This is a genomic window from Kitasatospora sp. NPDC047058, from assembly GCF_040643935.1.
Taxonomy (GTDB): domain Bacteria; phylum Actinomycetota; class Actinomycetes; order Streptomycetales; family Streptomycetaceae; genus Kitasatospora.
This window is the reverse complement of record NZ_JBEYVJ010000007.1, coordinates 1-17,997: the sequence shown is the minus strand read 5'-3', so window position 1 is coordinate 17,997 and position 17,997 is coordinate 1. Positions and strand designations below refer to the sequence as shown.

General features: G+C 73.0%; 18 protein-coding genes and 1 pseudogene. 12 read left to right on the top strand and 7 right to left on the bottom strand.

Going from position 1 to position 17,997, the window contains the following annotated elements; genetic code table 11:
* Positions 1 to 18 precede the first annotated feature (18 nt).
* The gene (locus tag ABZ885_RS02045) at positions 19 to 555 is read left to right on the top strand and encodes a GNAT family N-acetyltransferase (protein ID WP_360182213.1); all 537 of its coding nucleotides are present in this window, start codon (positions 19 to 21) and stop codon (positions 553 to 555) included.
* A 55-nt stretch (positions 556 to 610) separates the two neighbouring features.
* Here the strand turns inward: ABZ885_RS02045 and ABZ885_RS02040 are convergent, their stop codons facing one another.
* Both ABZ885_RS02040 and ABZ885_RS02035 read right to left on the bottom strand, forming a co-directional pair.
* A complete protein-coding gene (locus ABZ885_RS02040) occupies positions 611 to 2,134 on the bottom strand; it encodes an MFS transporter (protein ID WP_360182210.1) in 1,524 nt (507 codons plus the stop codon).
* A gap of 123 nt (positions 2,135 to 2,257) precedes the next feature.
* Entirely contained in the window at positions 2,258 to 2,692 is a 435-nt protein-coding gene (locus ABZ885_RS02035; protein ID WP_360182207.1) for a MarR family transcriptional regulator, read from the bottom strand.
* Positions 2,693 to 2,918: 226 nt separating this feature from the next.
* Between ABZ885_RS02035 and ABZ885_RS02030 the strand changes: the two genes are divergently transcribed.
* The gene (locus ABZ885_RS02030; protein ID WP_360182204.1) at positions 2,919 to 3,314 is read left to right on the top strand and encodes a VOC family protein; all 396 of its coding nucleotides are present in this window, start codon (positions 2,919 to 2,921) and stop codon (positions 3,312 to 3,314) included.
* Between the two features lie 61 nt (positions 3,315 to 3,375).
* Here ABZ885_RS02030 and ABZ885_RS02025 read toward each other — a convergent pair whose 3' ends face one another.
* Positions 3,376 to 4,278 carry a DUF4231 domain-containing protein gene (locus tag ABZ885_RS02025; protein ID WP_360182201.1) on the bottom strand — a complete coding sequence of 301 codons (903 nt, stop codon included), beginning with the start codon at positions 4,276 to 4,278 and terminating at the stop codon, positions 3,376 to 3,378.
* A gap of 158 nt (positions 4,279 to 4,436) precedes the next feature.
* Here ABZ885_RS02025 and ABZ885_RS02020 point away from each other — a divergent pair, with 158 nt between their 5' ends.
* The 5 genes from ABZ885_RS02020 (at position 4,437) to ABZ885_RS02000 (ending at position 7,820) form a co-directional block, all read left to right on the top strand.
* The gene (locus ABZ885_RS02020) at positions 4,437 to 4,880 is read left to right on the top strand and encodes a VOC family protein (RefSeq protein ID WP_360182296.1); all 444 of its coding nucleotides are present in this window, start codon (positions 4,437 to 4,439) and stop codon (positions 4,878 to 4,880) included.
* Between the two features lie 84 nt (positions 4,881 to 4,964).
* Positions 4,965 to 5,453 carry a SitI3 family protein gene (locus tag ABZ885_RS02015; RefSeq protein WP_360182198.1) on the top strand — a complete coding sequence of 163 codons (489 nt, stop codon included), beginning with the start codon at positions 4,965 to 4,967 and terminating at the stop codon, positions 5,451 to 5,453.
* A gap of 128 nt (positions 5,454 to 5,581) precedes the next feature.
* Positions 5,582 to 5,908 carry a hypothetical protein gene (locus tag ABZ885_RS02010; protein ID WP_360182195.1) on the top strand — a complete coding sequence of 109 codons (327 nt, stop codon included), beginning with the start codon at positions 5,582 to 5,584 and terminating at the stop codon, positions 5,906 to 5,908.
* The gene (locus tag ABZ885_RS02005) at positions 5,908 to 7,251 is read left to right on the top strand and encodes a putative T7SS-secreted protein (RefSeq protein WP_360182192.1); all 1,344 of its coding nucleotides are present in this window, start codon (positions 5,908 to 5,910) and stop codon (positions 7,249 to 7,251) included. The genes ABZ885_RS02010 and ABZ885_RS02005 overlap by 1 nt, the downstream gene beginning before the upstream one ends.
* Positions 7,252 to 7,325: 74 nt before the next feature.
* Entirely contained in the window at positions 7,326 to 7,820 is a 495-nt protein-coding gene (locus tag ABZ885_RS02000; protein ID WP_360182189.1) for a SitI3 family protein, read from the top strand.
* Between the two features lie 80 nt (positions 7,821 to 7,900).
* Here ABZ885_RS02000 and ABZ885_RS01995 read toward each other — a convergent pair whose 3' ends face one another.
* Both ABZ885_RS01995 and ABZ885_RS01990 read right to left on the bottom strand, forming a co-directional pair.
* Complete coding sequence (locus ABZ885_RS01995; RefSeq protein WP_360182317.1) at positions 7,901 to 8,257, bottom strand: hypothetical protein; 357 nt, start codon at positions 8,255 to 8,257, stop codon at positions 7,901 to 7,903.
* A 248-nt stretch (positions 8,258 to 8,505) separates the two neighbouring features.
* Positions 8,506 to 8,769: pseudogene (locus ABZ885_RS01990) on the bottom strand (methyltransferase domain-containing protein); the annotation flags it as partial.
* 332 nt (positions 8,770 to 9,101) lie between these two features.
* Between ABZ885_RS01990 and ABZ885_RS01985 the strand changes: the two are divergent.
* On the top strand, positions 9,102 to 9,869 hold the full coding sequence (locus ABZ885_RS01985) for a transcriptional regulator (RefSeq protein ID WP_360182186.1): 768 nt from the start codon (positions 9,102 to 9,104) through the stop codon (positions 9,867 to 9,869).
* Between the two features lie 19 nt (positions 9,870 to 9,888).
* Positions 9,889 to 10,248, top strand: coding sequence for a hypothetical protein (locus tag ABZ885_RS01980; RefSeq protein WP_360182183.1), 360 nt, complete (start codon positions 9,889 to 9,891; stop codon positions 10,246 to 10,248).
* A 78-nt stretch (positions 10,249 to 10,326) separates the two neighbouring features.
* Here the strand turns inward: ABZ885_RS01980 and ABZ885_RS01975 are convergent, their stop codons facing one another.
* Positions 10,327 to 11,787 (bottom strand): NCS2 family permease, encoded by a 1,461-nt coding sequence (locus ABZ885_RS01975; RefSeq protein ID WP_360182180.1) that lies wholly within the window; start codon positions 11,785 to 11,787, stop codon positions 10,327 to 10,329.
* A 246-nt stretch (positions 11,788 to 12,033) separates the two neighbouring features.
* On the opposite strand from ABZ885_RS01975, the gene ABZ885_RS01970 reads away from it, so the two are divergent.
* The 3 genes from ABZ885_RS01970 (at position 12,034) to ABZ885_RS01960 (ending at position 15,427) form a co-directional block, all read left to right on the top strand.
* Positions 12,034 to 12,342, top strand: coding sequence for a DUF2530 domain-containing protein (locus ABZ885_RS01970; protein ID WP_360182177.1), 309 nt, complete (start codon positions 12,034 to 12,036; stop codon positions 12,340 to 12,342).
* 52 nt (positions 12,343 to 12,394) lie between these two features.
* Positions 12,395 to 14,971, top strand: a complete 2,577-nt coding sequence (locus ABZ885_RS01965; RefSeq protein WP_360182174.1) for an HAD-IC family P-type ATPase — start codon at positions 12,395 to 12,397, stop codon at positions 14,969 to 14,971.
* A gap of 222 nt (positions 14,972 to 15,193) precedes the next feature.
* Positions 15,194 to 15,427 (top strand): hypothetical protein, encoded by a 234-nt coding sequence (locus ABZ885_RS01960; protein WP_360182171.1) that lies wholly within the window; start codon positions 15,194 to 15,196, stop codon positions 15,425 to 15,427.
* A gap of 53 nt (positions 15,428 to 15,480) precedes the next feature.
* Here the strand turns inward: ABZ885_RS01960 and ABZ885_RS01955 are convergent.
* Positions 15,481 to 17,997 (bottom strand): molecular chaperone Hsp90 (locus ABZ885_RS01955; RefSeq protein ID WP_360182168.1); only part of this gene is annotated, 2,517 nt, incomplete at its 5' end.

The window sequence follows — 17,997 nt, the reverse complement described above, 5'->3', positions numbered from 1 at the left end:
TGGGCTAGAACGGCCTCTGTGACAACCGTGAACACGACGAAGATCCGCACCGGCGGCCCCGACGACACCGCCGACATCCTGGCCCTGCTCGACGGCGCGGTGGCCTGGCTGGCCGCCCAGGGCCGCACCGGCCAGTGGGGCGACCAGCCGTTCAGCACCAACCCGGCCAGGACCGAGCACGTCGAGAAGTACACCCGCGAGCCGTTCCTGATCCGGCTCGCGGTGGACGACGAGGGCCGCACGGTCGGCTGCTGCGTCGTCTCCGAGGAGCGCGGGGCGTACATCCCGGCGGTGCCGGAGCGCGAGCTGTACATCCGCAACCTGGTGACCGACCGGTCCCGGAAGGGCTCGGGCATCGGCGCCGCGCTGATCGCCGACGCGCTCGACGAGGCCCGCCGCCGCGGCATCGGCCTGGTCCGGGTGGACTGCTACGCCGGCGCCGACCGCAAGCTGGTCGGCCAGTACCGGGCACTCGGCTTCACCGAGACCGAGTCCTTCGAGGTCGAGCAGCCGGCCGGGCCCTGGCCCGGCCAGGTCCTGGAGATCCGGCTCTGACCGCCGGACGGCCACCGGCCCCGGGAGCGGACGCCCCCGGGGCCCTCACCCCTCGTCAGCAGGCCGCGGCCAGCTCGGACTTGGCGGTGGTGCGGGTGCGCGGCACGAAGGCCACCACCCGGCCGCCGCGGCCCGGGTGCAGGTCGAACCGGACCCGCAGGTCCGCGCTGCGAGCCAGCACCAGGCCGACCACGCCGGCCGCCAGGGCCGAGACCAGCCCGCAGGCCAGCAGCCCGAGCCGGGGCCCGTACGAGGCCGTCACCCAGCCCACCACCGGCGCGCCGATCGGCGTGCCGCCGGTGAAGACCAGCACCAGCAGGCCCATCACCCGGCCGCGCATCGCGGGGTCGGTGGCGAGCTGCAGCGCGGAGTTCACCGAGGTGTTGAAGCTCAGCCCGAACACCCCGACCAGGGTCAGCAGCACCGCGAAGGTCCAGTAGCCGGGCGCGAACGCGGCCACCACCTCCAGCGTGCCGAAGGCCAGCGCCGCCCCCACCAGCCGGCGCAGCCGCGGCGCGCCCCGGCGGGCCGCGATCAGCGCGCCGGCCAGCGAACCGACCGCCATCGCGGTGTTCAGCAGGCCGTACTGCCCGGCGCCCACCCGGAAGGTGTCGTAGGCGAAACCGGAGAGCAGCGTCGGGAAGTTGAACCCGAAGGTGCCGATGAAGCCGGCCAGCACCATCGGCAGCAGCAGCTCGGGCCGCTCCTTCACGTACCGCAGCCCCTCCCGCAACTGCCCCTTCTCGCGGGCGATCGGCTCGGTCGGGCGCAGTTCGCTCTCACGCATCGCGAGCAGGCCGCCGATCACGGCGGCGAAGGAGAGCGCGTTCACCGCGAACGCCCAGCCGCTGCCGACCGCGGCGATCAGCAGGCCCGCGACGGCGGGGCCGACCAGCCGGGCGGTCTGGAAGTTGGCGGCGTTCAGGCTGACCGCGTTGGCGAGGTCCTTCGGGCCGACCATCTCGGCGACGAAGGCCTGCCGGGCCGGGTTGTCGACCACGGTGACCAGGCCGAGCAGCAGCGCGAACGCGTACACGTAGTACGGCGTCACCACGCCGGCGATGGTCAGCACCGCGAGGCCGGCGGCGAGCAGGCCCATCGCACCCTGGGTGTAGACCAGCAGGCGGCGCTTGGGCATCCGGTCGGCGAGCACGCCGCCGAACAGGCCGAGCAGCAGCATCGGCAGGAACTGCATCGCGGTGGTGATGCCGACGGCGAGCGGGCTGCCGGTCAGGCTGAGGACCAGCCAGTCCTGGGCGATCCGCTGCATCCAGGTCCCCGTGTTGGAGACCACCTGGCCGGCGAAGTAGTAGCGGTAGTTGCGGACGCGCAGGGAGGAGAACATCCCCCCGGGCCTGGTGAAGCGGGCGCCTGTGGGAGATGCGGCCGGGCGGGACCGGCCTGGAGCGGCGGAGTGGACCGCCGCGGTGCGTTCGTCGGGGTCGTCGTCGCCGTTGCCGGGCAGCCCCGTCGGGGCGGGTGCCTGGGCGTCGGCGGCCGCGGCACTGTCCGCGGCGGGGTCGGTGGTCGGGTCGTCGGTACGGATGGCGGCGGCGCTGGCTGCGGCCGGCGGTGTCACGGTGGTCTCCCCTCGCGGCGCGACGACCCGTCGGGGGGCCGTCGCGCTCCTGGTGTCGGTGGTCGGTCCTGCGGTGATGCGGTTCTCCTTCGTCCTCCGGCGGCTGACCGGAACGGGTGTGCCTCAGAGATGTGCGAGCTTGTACAGCACGGGCGCGGCCTCCCGGAGGACGGCCCATTCCTCCTCGTCGAGCCCTTCGGCGAGTTCGGCGAGCCAGGCGTTGCGCCGGCGGCGGCTCTCCTGGAGGATCACCTCCGCCTGCTCGGTGCTGCTGACCACCACCTGACGGCGGTCCTCCGGGTGCGGCTCGCGCCGCACCAGGCCCTTCTCCTCCAGCATCGCCACGATCCTGGTCATCGACGGCGGCTGGACGTGCTCCTTCCGGGCGAGCTCACCCGGTGTGGCCTTCCCGCAGCGTGCGAGGGTGCCCAGCACCCCCATCTCGGTAGGGCTGAGCGACTCCTCGACCCGCTGGTGACGCAGGCGACGGGAGAGGCGCATGGTGGACGACCGCAGCTGACTGACGGCTGCGAGGTCCTGCTCGGACATCTCGGGCATGTTCTTTAGCCTACGTCATTACTCTCGCTAAGGAAAATTGCTTTCCCCGCCGCACCGCCGGCCCCACCGGCCGCGCCCGCCCCGGCCCGCCCCTCCGCTCCCCCGCCCCGCCTTGCCGCGCCGCCTTGCCGCGCCGCGCACGGCGCCGAGCGCGATGCTGGTCATGACGGGTTCCGCACCCACCCCTCAGGAGAACCCCATCCCTCAGGAGAAGGGCCGACCAGAAATGTCCGACCTCGCCACCGAGCAGAGCGACACCGGCTTCGCCCGCCTCGCCATGGTCACCATCGACTGCGCCGACCCGGTCGCCCTGGCCGCCTTCTACGGCGAGCTGCTCGGATGGGAGACCCGGCACGTGGACGAGCACTTCGCCATCCTGGACAACCCGGAGGGCGGCAGCCCGCTGGGCTTCGGACGGGTCGCCGGGTACCGGCCGGAGCCGTGGACCGAGCCGGACGGCAGCAAGCACTTCCACCTGGACTTCTACGTCGACGACCTGGAGGAGGCCACCGCCCGGGCGCTCGCGCTCGGCGCCACCGAGCCCCAGTACCAGCACGGCCGCACGCTCAAGGTGCTGATCGACCCGGCCGGCCACCCGTTCGGACTAGCTCCCTTGGAGTGACCTCCAAGGGGCCGGCGGCCTGCCGCGCCCCGCGCGCGCCCGTTCCCCACCCGGCCCGCCGTCAGCGCGGGAAGGCCCGGCGCGCCCGCCAGGTGGTGTGCTCCCGGGAGACCGCGTCCTCCGCCTCGGCGGCCAGCCGGGCCCAGCGCTGCTCGGCGTCCGGGGCCTTGAGGTCCAGGTCGGAGAGCTGGTTGCCGACGTTCTCCAGCTCGCGCGCGGCCAGCTGGTACGCGGCGGCCAGCGGGCGCAGCTGCTTCAGCTGGGTCCAGGCGATCACCGCCGCGGCCGCCGCCGAGCTGGCGCCGAAGACGTGCACCGGCAGCGCGCCGACCGCCTGCGCGATGGCCGCCGCCGCACCGATGATGATGAGCGCCGCGACCCCCAGGCCCCAGGAGACCGCCTGCGACTCGCAGGCCTCGGCCCGCGAGCGGTACCAGGTGCGCTGGCCCTCGACCCGCGTGCGCAGGTAGAACGTCCGGCGGGCGGTCAGGTTGCCGGCCCGGACCCGCCGCATCTCGGGGGTGATCTCCGGGACGGTCTCCGGCGGCACGATCTCCGGGTCCTCGAAGGCGCGCAGCACGTCCTCCACCTGGAGCAGGTAGCCGCGGTCCACGTCCCCGGACTCGGCGGGGCCGTCGAACGGCCGGGCCCGCACCGCGTACTTCCAGGCGAGCGTCTTGGCCGACTCGGCCGCCGCCCGGGCCTCGTACCAGCGCCCCTGCGGGTTGCTGCGGCGCAGCCGGGACCAGAAGTACCCGGCGACCAGGAACGCGACCACCGAGAAGAGCGGCGTGATGTCGCCGTCCCCGCGGTGCTCCGGCCCGGGCAGCGAGCCCACCACGGCGGCGATCACCAGCATCGCGATCAGTCCGCGGTACCAGCGCAGCGTCTGCCGCTGGCCGTCCACCGACGCCCGGTCGGCCGTCCAGAACAGCTCCGGCAGCAGCTTCGCCTCGTCACCCACGGGCGGATCTTCCTGCACCATCGGTCGAGCCCCCTCCCCGTCTCCCGTCCAGGCAGTATGCCCACCATCAACTGCCCTACACGAAGAGCTTTTTGACACCCGGGACCCGCCGGTGATTGCCCGTCACCCGGGTAACCGGTAGAACTGGTTACATGTCTCTGCACTGGAAGCTCGTCATCGACTGCGCCGACCCGCACCGCCAGGCCGCCTTCTGGGCCGCCGCCCTCGACTACGCGGTCGAGGACCACAGCGCCCTCATCGGGCGCCTGCTCCAGGCCGGCGCGATCACCCCCGACCAGCTCACCGAGGACGGCGGCCGCCCCGCCTGGCGCACCCTCGCCGCCGTCCGCCACCCCGGGGAGCCGTTCGACCCCGCCACCGGCACCGGTCTCGGGCGGCGCATCCTCTTCCAGCAGGTCCCCGAGCCCAAGACGGCCAAGAACCGCCTCCACCTCGACCTGCACCCCGGCCCCGACGCCCGCCCCGCCACCGTGGATCGCCTGCAGGCCCTCGGCGCGACCGTCCTGCGCCACGTCGACGAGCCGGGCGGCTCCTGGACGGTCATGTCCGACCCCGAGGGCAACGAGTTCTGCGTGCACTGAGGCCCCGGGTCCGATCCGGGATCATCGGACCGGGAACGCCGACACCCCGGTCCACTCCGCCCCGACACCCGAGGGAAGACGAACATGCCTCTCTCCTACAGCCTCGAACTGACGACCCCGCTCTCCGTGGACGAGGTCGCCCGGAAGCTCGGCGAGGCTGCCCGGCCGCTCCGGCTGTTCGACGCGTCGGCGACCACCAGGGCGCTCGTCGGCGACGGGGCCGTCACGGCCCACGGCACCTCGGTCTACGTGACGCCGATGACGCCGATCCCCTGGGGGGACCCACTCATCGGAGGCCGCGTCTTCTCGCCCACCGTCTCGGTGTCCTTCGACCTCGACAAGGAGGGCGACATCGTCGGCCAGCAGGACGACATGACGCGTCTCACTGCCGGAATCCTGGCCCGGATCCCCGGTGCCGCCGTCCTTCACTTCCAGTCAGAGGTGGTCTGGCTGGTCCGCCTGGACGGTGAGTTGATCCTCGGTGAGCGTTCCGACTGCTGGCCGCCGAACCGGCTCGCCGGCATGCCCGGGCCCTACCGCCGGGAGTCCTACGAGTTCTCCGCGCAGGAGTGAGCAACCGACCGAGGCTTCTTCACAGTCTGCACACTTATGACCCGTTCGGAACCGGGATCATAGGATTGGCGTTCCTATCAACTGGCCGTTCGTAGGGCCGGCCGAACAGAGGACGACGGGGAGGGTCCATGGCGGAGGGATTCAAGGTCGACCTGGGTGCGCTGGAGGCCGCGGCCTCGGGCATCACCGACACCCTGGCGAAGATGCAGTTCAAGAAGGTCAGCGACCTCGACCCGAAGAAGGACGACATCGGGCACGGTCACCTGGCCGACGTCCTGGAGAAGTTCTGCACCCGCTGGGAGATCGGCGTGGAGAACCTGGCGAAGGACGGCCAGGCGGTCTCCCAGCGGCTGAACGCGAGCGTGAAGGCCTACCGCGAGGTCGACGGCCGCATCGTCGGCCATCTCGACGGCACGTTGAGCCGCGACAGCGGCAAGGATCCTGGGGCGAAGTAGTGGCGAAGGAACTGGGAGAGACCTCCGACCCGAAGGAACTGGTTCCGGGCGACCCGGACTCGGTCTCCTCGACCAGCGCCTGGCTCAAGAGCTACGGCGACACCCTGCACTCGGCCGGCGAAGGCCTCAAGAAGATCGACACCACGGACGGGTGGTCCGGGGACGCGGGTGACGCCTTTCGGGAGGCCTTCGAGGGCGAACCCACCAAGTGGCTGGACGCGGGCGACTGCTTCCACGACGCCGCCACCGCCCTCACCGCCTACGGGACGACCCTCGCCTGGGCCCAGGGGCAGGCCGCGGACGCGATCCGGCAGTGGGACGCGGCCCAGGCCGCGACGAGCAAGGCCAAGTCCGAACACCAGGACGCGGTGAAGGACGCCGGCCACGACCTGCCGTTCACCGACCCGGGCGAGGGCGCCCGCGGGACGGCCCGGCACACGCTCGACACCGCGCGGAGCCAGCTCAAGAGCGCGGGCGACACCGCCGCCGACAAGATCGCCAAGGTGCGCGACAAGGCCCCCGAGGAGCCGGACTGGCTCGACGACATCGGCGACTTCTTCTCCGACGCCGGGGACTTCCTCCTCGACGTCGGCCAGGTCGCCGTCGAGGACCTGGCCTCCGTCGGCAACGCGATGCTCCACAACCCCGGCGCGGCCCTGGAGGTGGCCGGCGGCCTCGGCCTCGCGGCCCTGGGCGCCGGCGGCGAGGTCCTCGGCTTCGGCCTCGACCTCACCGGAGCCGGCGCGGCCCTCGGCGTGCCGCTCAACGTCGTGTCCGCCGGCGTCATCGCCTCCGGCCTCGGCCTGGCCGGCGTGGGTGCGAGTCAGATCGCCCAGGACGCGGTGGGACCCAACCGGGTCCACATGGAGGGCAACGGCGGAGGCGGCGGGAGCAGCACACCGAACGTCCGGACCCAGCCCTCGCGGGCCACCGACCCCAACGCCACCCCGGAGGGGCACACCACCAACATCCCCAAGAACGCCGACGACACGACCAGGCGCGCGTTCACGCGGGAGAACGAGTCGGCCGACATCCTGGCGAAGAACGGCTACAAGGTCGAACAGAACCCGAAACTGACCGACACGACCAAGAACCCCGACTACCGCGTCGAGGGCGAGGTCATGGACTGCTACGCGCCCACCGCCAAGAACCCGCGTTCGATCGCCACCGGGATGCAGAAGAAGGTGGACGAGGGCCAGGCGGACCGTATCGTGCTGAACCTGTCCGACAGCGACGTCGACCTGGCCGCCATGCGCAAGCAGCTGAACGACTGGCCGATCGACGGTCTCAAGGAGGTCACCGTGATCGACAAGGCCGGCAACGTGGTCCCCCTGTACCCCTAGGCGTTGTCCGGACTGCTCCCTAAGCCGTTCTCCGCCGGACCGAGCCGGTAAGAGCCACACAGAGAAAGACGAACATGGCCATCTCCTACAGCCTCGAACTCGTGACCCCGCTGCCGACGGCCGCGGTCGCCCAGGAGTTCGCCGAGGTCGCCCGCTCGCTGCGGCTCTTCGACCCGTCCACGACCGCCGACGTGCTGCTCGACGACGGCGCGACCACGGCGTACGGCACCTGGACGCGCGTGGTGACGCGCAAGCCCACCCCGTGGGGCGACCCGCTGATCGGCGGCCGTGCCTTCACCCCGACCGTTTCGGTCGCCCTCCGGCTCGGCAAGGACGACGACATCTCCGGCCAGCAGGACGACATGGTCCGCCTCGCCGTCGCCCTGCTCTCCCGGGTGCCGGGCGACGCGGTCCTCCACCTCGACTACGAGGACGTCTGGCTGGTCCGTCTGGACGGCGCACTGAGCCTCAGCGAGCGCGCCGACCTCTGGCCCGCCAACCGCCTCGCCGAGGTCCCCGCGCCCTACCGCCGGGAGTCCCACGAGTTCGAGTTCCCCGAGGACGACTGAGCCCGCACGAGCCCCCTGGAACTACGACGGGCCCGCTCCCCACCAGCGTGGGGAGCGGGCCCGTCGCTCACCTGCTGCACTCAGACCGGACCGGCGGCCCGGGCACGATCGGAAGGCACGTCGAGCCAGACGGCCTGTCCCTCCTTCGTCACCGTGAGGCCGAACCGCTCCGGGCCAGGACGACCGGTGTCGATCCACCACCGGTAGGCGGCCTCGGTCTCGTCCCACAACCGCCGCCTGCCGTACTGCCAGACGGTGAAGCTGCCTGCGCCCTTGGTGCCGTCCCAGTCCACGGCCGCCCAGGACGACGCATCGGTCGTGGCGAGCCACAACCGCACCGCGACCCCCTCGACGTCCGGGTCATGCTGGCGGGCGTGCCAGACGTCCCCGAGGCGGGCGCCGATGGCGAACCGGGCGTCGAGGTCCGGGCCGGCCACCGCCCAGGGGTCCAGATCGGTCGCCGACTCGTTCGGGGTACGTGCTCATCGCACACCACATCACGGAAGATGCGCAGATCGGAGCGGTGACCGCGCATCAGCATGAACGAGCCGTACGGCAAGAACCGGCCCTCCGCGCGGTCGTCGTGCACTGTCAGCCGGAGCGTTCCCCAGCCGATCCAGGGGTTCTCCCATGGTGTGAGGATGACCCCGCCGGCGCGCACCTGATCGAGCCACGCGGTCGGCACCCGGTTCACGGCGCAGGTGGAGATGATCCGGTCAAAGGGTTGACCGGCCGGCCGGCCGGCGCCGCCGTCGGCACAGATCACCTCGGGGTGCAGTCCGGCCCGGACCAGCGCGGCCCGGGCAGCGGCGGTCACCTGCGCGTCCACCTCGACCGTGGTCACGTTGGCTTCGCCCAGGCGGTACGCGAGGAGGCCCGCGTTCCAGCCGGTGCCGCTCCCGATCTCCAGTACCTTCAGGCCTTCACGGACATCGAGGTCCTCCAGCATGCGAACCACGACCGACGGCATCGACGCGGACGAGGACGGCCACACTTCACCGTCCGACGGTTCGGCACCGTCGTTCACCTGTGTGACCACCGGGGCGTTCGCGTACGCGGCGCTCAGCCATCCACCAGGGTCCTCGGCGCGGCTCAGCGGCTCGTTGTCGTCACCCACCCAGATCCGGTCCGGGATGAACAGGTGTCGAGGGACCGCCGTGAACGCCTTGACCCACTCGTCCGGGATCCCGCGTCCGAGATCATCAGCGACGGAGCGGAGCAGGCCACGCGAGGCGGCCTGCTCCTCAGCCTGAGCGGGCGTCACTTCTTGTCGCCGTCCTTGTGCGGACGCACGGGGAAGCCGCACACAGGCAGCTCTGCACCCTCGCTGCGGACCTGTTCCAGCTTGCCGGAGAGGTCTTCTTCGACGGCAATCGATATACCGATGCCGCACACTGCTACACGCTCGCGGCCAGCGCAGCCCGGGAAGCCGCCGCCCACGACCTGTGGGCATGCGCGCTGACACGGCACGCCTTCATCAGCCTGCACGAGCGGAAGTTCGCCAAGGCCGTGCCGATGCTCAGTGCCGCATCCTCCCTGGCTCAGCGCGGTGACCAGGAGCTCTCAACGCGCCATTGGGTCGCTGCCGTCCAGGCCGAGGTTTTTGCCGGTCTGGGCGATCTCGACTCCTGCACACGAGCCTTGGACCATGCCGGGCAGGTTCACGCCTTGAGTGGCCGGGTTCACAACAGCGGCTGGCTCAGGTTCGACGGTTCGCGGCTGGCCGAGGAGCGAGGCACCTGCTACATCGCACTCGGGCGGCCCGATCTCGCCGAGAAGGCACTGACAGAGGCTCTGAGCCAGACGCTTTCCTTGCGCCGCCAGGGGAGCGTTCTCACTGATCTCGCGATACTCGGAGTCCAACGCAAGGACACCGATCATCTGCTGTCCTACGCCGGTCAAGCCCTGGAGCTCGTCCGGCAGAGCGGATCGGGATACGTGAGCCGCAAACCACAGGGCTTACTGGGGCATCTTGAGCCGTTCATGAACGACCGGCGCGTTTCCACCCTGAGCAGTCAGATCGCGAGCCTGCCCGCAATCCCATCCTGAAACGACAAAAGGATTCAGCATGCAGAACGAAGACGGTCGCATCTTCCGCGAGGCGTGGATCGCCGGGGTCACGAAGCACTTCCCCGGTGAACCGAAGCCGGGGTATGTCACGCCGTGGGAGGAGACCCCGGAGTGGGAGCGCCGGTGCGCCGCCGCCGTGTTCGGCCAGGTCCGAGACTTCGTCGTCGTGAGCGGAGGCACGACCGCCAAGCTGAACCGGGAGCAGAAGGGCCGGTTCGTCGCCCTGTGCTGGATCGCCCAGATCTACAAGCACATCGAGGACCCGAAGCCCGGCTACGTCGCCGACTGGGACGCGCTCCCCGGCTGGCAGCAGGAGACCGACGCGGACATCTTCGAGCGGATCGAGCAGGAGGTCTGAAGGCCGGCCCCCGGACACGGCGTCGGCCCCGTCCTCCGTGGAGGACGGGGCCGACGGCATCCACGGCTCAGCCGTGCATCACAGCAGGCCGAGGGCCGGCATGAGGTAGTAGAAGGCGAAGACCGCCGACACCGCGTACATGGCGGCGGGGACCTCGCGGCCGCGGCCGGCCGCAAGGCGGAGGAGGCAGAAGGTGATGAAGCCGAAGCCGATGCCGTTGGTGATGGAGTAGGTGAACGGCATCATCACGATGGTGAGGAAGGCCGGGATCGAGAGGGTGTAATCGGCCCAGTCGATCTCCTTGACCGAGTTGGCCAGGATCAGGAAGCCGACGGCGACCAGGGCCGGGGTGGCGGCCTGGGCGGGGACCATGGTGGCCAGCGGGGTGAGGAAGAGGGCCACCACGAAGAGCAGGCCGGTGACGACCGACGCGAAGCCGGTGCGGGCGCCCTCGCCGACGCCGGCGGTGGACTCGACGTAGCAGGTGTTGGCGGAGCAGGAGGTGGCGCCGCCGGCGGCGGTGGCGATGCCGTCGACCATGAGGATCCGGTTGATGCCCGGCAGGTCGCCCTTCTCGTCCAGCAGGTGGGCCTCGTCGGCGACGCCGAGGATGGTGCCCATCGCGTCGAAGAAGCACGACATGAGCACCGTGAAGACGAAGAGCACGCCGGTGAGCGCGCCGACCTTCTCGAAGCCGCCGAACAGGCTGACCTTGCCGACCAGGCCGAAGTCGGGCGCGGCGACCGGGTTGCCGGGCCAGGTCGGGACGGTGAGGCCCCAGTTGAGGGCCGGGATGTCGGCGAGCTTGTCGATCACCACGGCGAGGCCGGTCATCGCGGCGATGGAGAGCAGGATCGCGCCGGGGACCTTGCGGACGATCAGCACCAGGGTGAGCACCAGCCCGAGCACGAAGACCAGGACCGGCCAGCCGAGCAGGTGGCCGTTGCCACCGAGCTGCACCGGGACGGTGGTGTGGGCGGCGTCCGGGATGCGGCTGACGAAGCCGGAGTCGACCAGGCCGACCAGGCCGATGAAGAGGCCGATGCCGATCGCGATGGCCTTGCGCAGGCCGAGCGGGACGGCGTTCATGACCCGCTCGCGCAGGCCGGTGGCGACCAGGACCAGGATCGCGAAGCCGGCCAGCACCACCATGCCCATGGCGTCCGGCCAGGTCATCTTGGGGGCGAGCTGGAGGGCGACGATGGTGTTGACGCCGAGGCCGGCGGCCAGGCCGATCGGGACGTTGCCGATCACGCCCATCAGCAGGGTGGTGAGCCCCGCGGTGAGGGCGGTGGCGGTGACCAGCTGGGCGCTGTCCAGGTGGGCGCCGGTCATGTCGGTGGCGCTCGCGAGGATGATCGGGTTCAGCACCAGGATGTAGGCCATGGTGAAGAAGGTGGCGATGCCGCCGCGGATCTCGCGCGGCAGCGTGGAGCCGCGCTCGGTGATCCGGAAGTAGCGGTCCAGCGCGCCGGCGGGGGGCTTCGGCGCGGTGGAGGCGGGCTCGGGCGACTGGGTGGTCGGCTGGGCCACAGGCATGCGTGCGTCCTCTGGTGGGGGCTGAGGAGGGGTGGACGCCCGGAGCGACGGTGGCCGGGCGCAACCCGGCGGGACGGGCGTGAACACAGGCGTCCTGGGCATGGCACGGCCAACCGGAAGCCTCAGTATGGGTTCCCCGATCGCACACACGCTATCTTCGCGCGTAGACCCTTCGGCACCCGAAGCGGAGCGAACGCATCCGGCACAGTAGCGGACACCGCGCCCCGGAGCCGTACGCTAGGGCGCATGCCGAAGACCCCGCTGCACCCCTCGCCCCCGCCGCTGGAGGCCAACGACGTCGCCATCGTCGGCGGTGGCACGGTGCTGTGGTTCGCCGCCTTCCTGGCGCTGGTCCCCTTCCAGAGCACGCTCTCCGAGCACGGCCACGGCAGCTGGCCGTGGATCTGCCTGTCCGGCGCCGGCCTGGGCCTGATCGGCCTCTGGTACTGCCGCGCCCGCCGCGACGCCATCGCCCGCAGCCGCGCGGCCGAGGCCGCCGCCGCGGAGTCGGCCGCCGAAGGGAACGGCGCGGACCCGGCCACCCGGTCGGACTGAATAGCCCTTTAGTAGCACGCATCGGACATAAGGCGCCCGTAGAGTCGGTGCCATGACGCAGCCTGCGCAGCCCGCGGACGAAACGCCCGGCGACCGGGACCGCGACAGCGAGAGCACCCGCCACGACGGTGCCCACCCGCTCGGGCTGCTGCCCGGACGGCGCGGCGGCCTCACCAGCGCCGAGGTGGCCGAACGGGTCGCCCGCGGGGACGTCAACGACGTCCCGGTGCGGTCCAGCCGCTCGGCCCGGGAGATCGTCCGGGCCAACGTCTTCACCCGGTTCAACGCGATCATCGGCGTGATGTTCGGCATCATCCTGGTCGTCGGTCCGATCCAGGACGGCCTGTTCGGCCTGGTCATCGTCGCCAACACGGCGATCGGCATCGTCCAGGAGCTGCGCGCCAAGCGGACCCTGGACAGCCTCGCGCTGATCGGCGAGGCCAGGCCGCAGGTCCGCCGGGACGGCACCGTGCAGCAGATCCCCACCGGACAGATCGTGCTGGACGACACCGTGCTGCTCGGCATCGGCGACAAGGTGATCGTCGACGGCGAGGTCACCGAGGCCGACGGCCTGGAGATCGACGAGTCGCTGCTCACCGGCGAGCCCGACCCCGTCCTCAAGCAGCCCGGTGACCAGGTGATGTCCGGCAGCTTCGTGGTGGCGGGCGCGGGCGCGTTCACCGCCACCAAGGTGGGCCGCGAGGCTTACGCGGCGCAGCTCGCCGAGGAGGCCAGCCGGTTCACCCTGGTCGCGTCGGAGCTGCGCAGCGGCATCGACAGCATCCTGCGGTTCATCACCTGGCTGCTGATCCCCACCGCCGTCGGCCTGGTCATCAGCCAGCTCGCGGTGGAGGGCCGGGACTGGAAGGAGGCCGTCCGCCGGATGGTGGCCGGCATCGTGCCGATGGTCCCCGAGGGGCTGGTGCTGCTGACCTCGGTCGCCTTCGCGATCGGCGTGGTCCGGCTCGGCCGCAAGCAGTGCCTGGTGCAGGAACTGCCGGCGATCGAGGGGCTGGCCCGGGTGGACACCGTCTGCCTGGACAAGACCGGCACCCTGACCGAGGGCGGCATGGACGTGGTGGAGCTGCGCACCCTGCCGCAGGTCCCCGGGGCCGACGGCCGGCAGCGACCGGACGCCCCGGACGCCCCGGACGCCCCGCCCGCCCGGCAGGCCCCGGCCGACCCGGCCGACCCGGCCGTCATCAAGCAGGCGCTCGGCGTGATGGCCGGCGCCGACGCCCGGCCCAACCCGTCGATGCAGGCCGTGATCGACGCCTACGGCACGGACGACGGCAACGGCAGCGGCGACGGCAGCGGCAGCGCCGGGAGCAACGGCGGCGGCAACGGCTGGCGGGTGATCGAGGCGATGCCGTTCTCCTCCGCCCGCAAGTGGAGCGGCGTGCAGTTGCTGGAACCACAGGGCGGCGAGGCCAGCTGGCTGCTCGGCGCGCCGGACGTGCTGCTGCCGGCCGGGCACCCCGCCCTCACGGAGGTGGACGAGCTGGGCGCGAAGGGCCTGCGGGTCCTGCTGCTCGGCCGCACGCCCGTCCCGCTGGACGCCCCGGACCCGGCCGACGGCCTCCAGCCGCTCGCCCTGGTGGTGCTCCAGCAGCGGCTGCGGCAGGACGCCGCCGACACCCTGCGCTACTTCGAGGGGCAGCAGGTCCAGGCGAAGGTGATCTCCGGCGACGCGGCCGTCTCGGTCGGCGCGGTCGCCGCCCATCTCGGCCTGCCCGGGGCCGGAAACCCGCTGGACGCCCGGACGCTGCCCGCCGAGCCCGCCGGGCTCGCCGACGCCGCCGAGCGGACCACGGTGTTCGGCCGGGTCACCCCGCAGCAGAAGCGCGAGCTGGTCGGCGCGCTGCAGTCCCGCGGGCACACCGTGGCGATGACCGGCGACGGCGTCAACGACGTGCTGGCCCTCAAGGACGCCGACATCGGCGTGGCGATGGGCACCGGGAGCGACGCGACCAAGGCGGTCGCCCAGATCGTGCTGCTGAACGACTCCTTCGCCACCCTCCCCTCGGTGGTCGGCGAGGGCCGCCGGGTGATCGGCAACATCGAGCGGGTCGCCGGGCTCTTCCTGGTGAAGACGGTCTACTCGGTGCTGCTCGCCCTGCTGGTGATCTTCACGCACTCGCCGTACCCGTTCCTGCCCCGGCACTCCACGGTGCTCTCCACGCTCACCATCGGCGTGCCGGCCTTCTTCCTGGCGCTGGCGCCCAACAACGAGCGGGCCCGGACCGGCTTCGTGCGCCGCGTCCTGCGGTTCGCCGTGCCCGGCGGCATCATCGCGGGCACCGCGACCTTCGTCGCCTACGCGCTGGCCCGCGCCAACCACGCCACCGACCTCGAGGCCGACACCAGCGTGGCCACCCTGACGCTGTTCCTGGTCGCGCTCTGGGTGCTCGCCATCGTCGCCCGCCCGTACAACTGGTGGCGGCTGCTGCTGATCGGCACCATGGCCGGCGCGTTCGCGCTGGTCCTGATGGTGCCGGCGCTGTCGGACTTCTTCGAGCTCTCGCTGGCCGGCACCCGGGACCCGTGGATCGCCGTCGTCATCGCGCTGATCGCCGGTGTGACGCTGGAGATCACCTGGCGCTTCATGAGGCGCAGGGCGGACGCCTGACACGCCGGTCCCGCGGTCTGCGCCCGGACGGCCCGCCCGCCGTGGATGATGCCTCCAGGGGGTGCCGACATGACCGACCGGGGCAGGGGCGGGGAAACAGAGCGCGAAACCGGGCAGGCGGAGCGCGGGAGCGGGCGGGCGGAGCCCCGAGCCGGGCAGGCGGAGCGCGGGAGCGGGCGGGCGGAGCCCCGAGCCGGGCAGGCGGAGCGCGAGACCGGACAGGTGGAGGCGTTCACCGCCTTCCTCGGCGGCCTGCTGGCGGCCGGGCTGACCGTGTCGGCGCTGCTGGGCGCGGGCTGGGTGATGACGGCCACGGCGGTGGCCGTCCCCTCGGAGCCGTGGGTGCCCAGGGCGGCGAAGCTGCTGGTCGCGGTGGTCTGGCCGGCGACGACGGCCGGCCTCTACCGGAGGCTCCGGCGCGGCGGGCGGGTCCGCCCCGGAGGACGGACCCGCTGACCCGCTGACCCGCCGGCCCGACGACCGGCCGGCCCTCGTAGCCCGCCGACCCGCTAGCCCTCGAAGTCCCGGGCGGCGGAGAGCTCGTAGGCGCGGTCCGGCTCGGTGAGCGCGGCCAGCACCTCGAACCGGCGGTGCCACTGGCCGACCGACCAGGCCAGGCCGGCCGCCAGGCCCTCCGGGGTGGCCGCGTGCAGCAGCCCGGCCACCGGCGGCAGCTCGAACTCGTCGTCCTCGTCCTCCGCCTCGGCCGCATCCGGGTCGTAGGGCGCCTCCGGGGTGTCCGCGGCGGTGTCCCACCGCCAGTCCACGGCGGCCTCGTCGCCGTCCGGGCCGACCACCAGCAGCTCCTCGTGCTCCTCGTAGGCCACCGGGCAGCCGGGCAGCAGCTCCCGGACCACGGCGGGCACCCGGTGCAGCACGCCCTCGGAGAGCACCCGGCCGCCGGCCACCTCACTGGCCAGCGAGACGTGCAGCCGCTCGGCGAGGTCCGCGGCCAGCGCCGGGGCGACCGGCAGCAGCGGGTACGGGTGCAGGAGCTGCACCAGGTCGGGGGCGTCCGCGACGACCGCCTCGGTGGCGTCCACCAGCACCGTGCGGGCCGGCCGGCGCCCGGTCTCCGGGTCGAGCGGGGGCAGCGCCCGGACGACGTCCAGCGGCTCGACCCGCTCGGCCTCGACCCGGGCCAGTGCCGTGTGGATGCCGTGCAGCTGACGGTGGCCGACCTCGGAGGCCGGGTCGGTCAGCCGGTCCAGCAGTTCCTCCGGGCCGTGCGGCTCGGCCAGCAGCGCGGCCAGCGTGGTGCGCACGCCCAGCGCGTGCAGGAACTGCTCGTCCAGCGTGGTCCGGGCCTCGTCGTAGAGGCCGCGCAGCAGCGGGTCGGCGCCCGCCGCACGCAGGCCGGCCGGCTCGCGGCCGTCCAGCACCGGGTGGTCGCGCAGCCACCAGGCGGTGTACGGCGGCAGGTCGGCGTACGAGCCGTCGGGCAGCAGGGTGCGGACGGGGTTGACCACGGCGTCCCGGTACGGCGGGCGGGCCAGCGCGGCCAGCGCCTCCGGCCAGGCGTCGTCGTCCACCAGGTCGAGGTCGCGGACGGCCAGCAGCTCGGCGGCGACCGGCGGCACGCCCACCGCGTCCTCGTCGTCGGCGTGCAGCGCCTCCAGGGCGTCCTCGGCCCACTCGGCCAGGCCGTCCGGCGCCTCGTCCAGCAGGCCGGTGGGGTGGCCGCCGGCGGCCCGGTCGGCGGGGGCGGTCGGGTCGAGCCGCTCCAGGTCGTCCGGGTCGAGCACCACGTCCTCGGCGCGGACCAGCACGAAGTCCGCCAGCACCCCCGCGGCGGCCAGGACGTCCGGGCCCCAGCGGTCCAGCAGCTCGTCGTCCACCCAGCCGGCGTCGTCCTCCCGGGCGACCGCGGCCAGCGGGCTGTCGGGCAGGATCAGCTCGCCCGCGCGGGCCGGCTCGCCCTCGTCGTCCAGCAGCGCCAGCCGGGCCAGCCACGGGTGCTCGCCGACCGCCGGGGCGGCCGCCTTCACCAGGGAGAGCACCGAGTCGGCGAGGTCGACGGCGGCCTCCAGGTCGTCCTCGGCCAGCGCGTAGGAGCGGGCGACGGCGGCCCGCACCTCGGGCGTGTCCAGCACGCCGGCCGGGGTGGCGGTGCCCGCCCCGAGCTTGGCCAGCAGCGGGTGCGCCGCCTCCGGGTGCGCCAGGCGCAGGTCGAGCAGGGCCAGCGCGCCGGCCAGCGACCCGGGGTAGCCGGGGAAGGCCGCCCAGTCGGCGTCGTCGGAGGGCAGCAGGACGCGGCGCGGGCCGGTGACCGTCCGCCCGTCGGCCAGCGGCACCGGCAGTGCGCCGAGCGCCTCCGGGTCGGCCGCGCCGAGCGCCGCGTACAGGTTGCGCCACCAGGCGGGCTCGCGGTCCAGGCCGCCGAGCTGGTCGACCACCTCGGCCAGCGGCACCCGGCGCACGTTCAGCACCCGCAGCTCGGTCCGGCGCTCCAGGCCCGCCGGCAGCAGCCCGGGGAAGATCGGCGCCAGCGCCTCGACCACCGAGCCGTCCGCGCCCTCCAGGAGCGTGGCGTCCCGCGGCCGCAGCGCGGGCGTGTCCTCCTCGACCCGGCCGGGGTGGGGCAGGAACGGCGTGCCGGGCAGCCGGGAGAGGATCGCGGCGCGCAGCGCGTTGTCCAGGGCGCCGTCGCCGAGCGGGCCGGGCACCAGGCCGAGCGAGCCGAGGTCGGCGCCGCGGGCGCGCAGCAGGTCGGCGTAGGCGTCGGCGGCGCGCTCGGTGAGGAAGTCGGTGAGCGGGCCGGGGGCGACGTGCCGGCGGGTGGAGTCCAGCGGGTAGGAGGCGATCAGCAGCGCGGGCAGGCCGAGCGGCTCGTCGCTGGGCGTGGGCGCGTGCAGCACCGGGGCGACCGCGGGCCGCTGCGGGCCGCCGTCGGCGCCGACCGGGACGGCCCAGGTGACCGTCCAGTACGGGCGGGCGCGCTCCTCGGTGGGGCGGTCGGCGAGCAGCCCGGCGTCCAGGCCGCCGGACGCGCCGGCGGTCTGCCAGACGGTCCGCCGCAGCTGCCC

Excerpts from the sequence above, each read along its gene's own strand:
- ABZ885_RS02035 (WP_360182207.1), bottom strand. The coding sequence starts at position 2,692 with ATGCCCGAGATGTCCGAGCAGGACCTCGCAGCCGTCAGTCAGCTGCGG.
- ABZ885_RS02030 (WP_360182204.1), top strand. The coding sequence starts at position 2,919 with ATGTCCGACCTCGCCACCGAGCAGAGCGACACCGGCTTCGCCCGCCTC.
- ABZ885_RS02015 (WP_360182198.1), top strand. The coding sequence starts at position 4,965 with ATGCCTCTCTCCTACAGCCTCGAACTGACGACCCCGCTCTCCGTGGAC.
- ABZ885_RS02010 (WP_360182195.1), top strand. The coding sequence starts at position 5,582 with ATGGCGGAGGGATTCAAGGTCGACCTGGGTGCGCTGGAGGCCGCGGCC.
- ABZ885_RS02000 (WP_360182189.1), top strand. The coding sequence starts at position 7,326 with ATGGCCATCTCCTACAGCCTCGAACTCGTGACCCCGCTGCCGACGGCC.
- ABZ885_RS01980 (WP_360182183.1), top strand. The coding sequence starts at position 9,889 with ATGCAGAACGAAGACGGTCGCATCTTCCGCGAGGCGTGGATCGCCGGG.
- ABZ885_RS01975 (WP_360182180.1), bottom strand. The coding sequence starts at position 11,787 with ATGCCTGTGGCCCAGCCGACCACCCAGTCGCCCGAGCCCGCCTCCACC.
- ABZ885_RS01970 (WP_360182177.1), top strand. The coding sequence starts at position 12,034 with ATGCCGAAGACCCCGCTGCACCCCTCGCCCCCGCCGCTGGAGGCCAAC.
- ABZ885_RS01965 (WP_360182174.1), top strand. The coding sequence starts at position 12,395 with ATGACGCAGCCTGCGCAGCCCGCGGACGAAACGCCCGGCGACCGGGAC.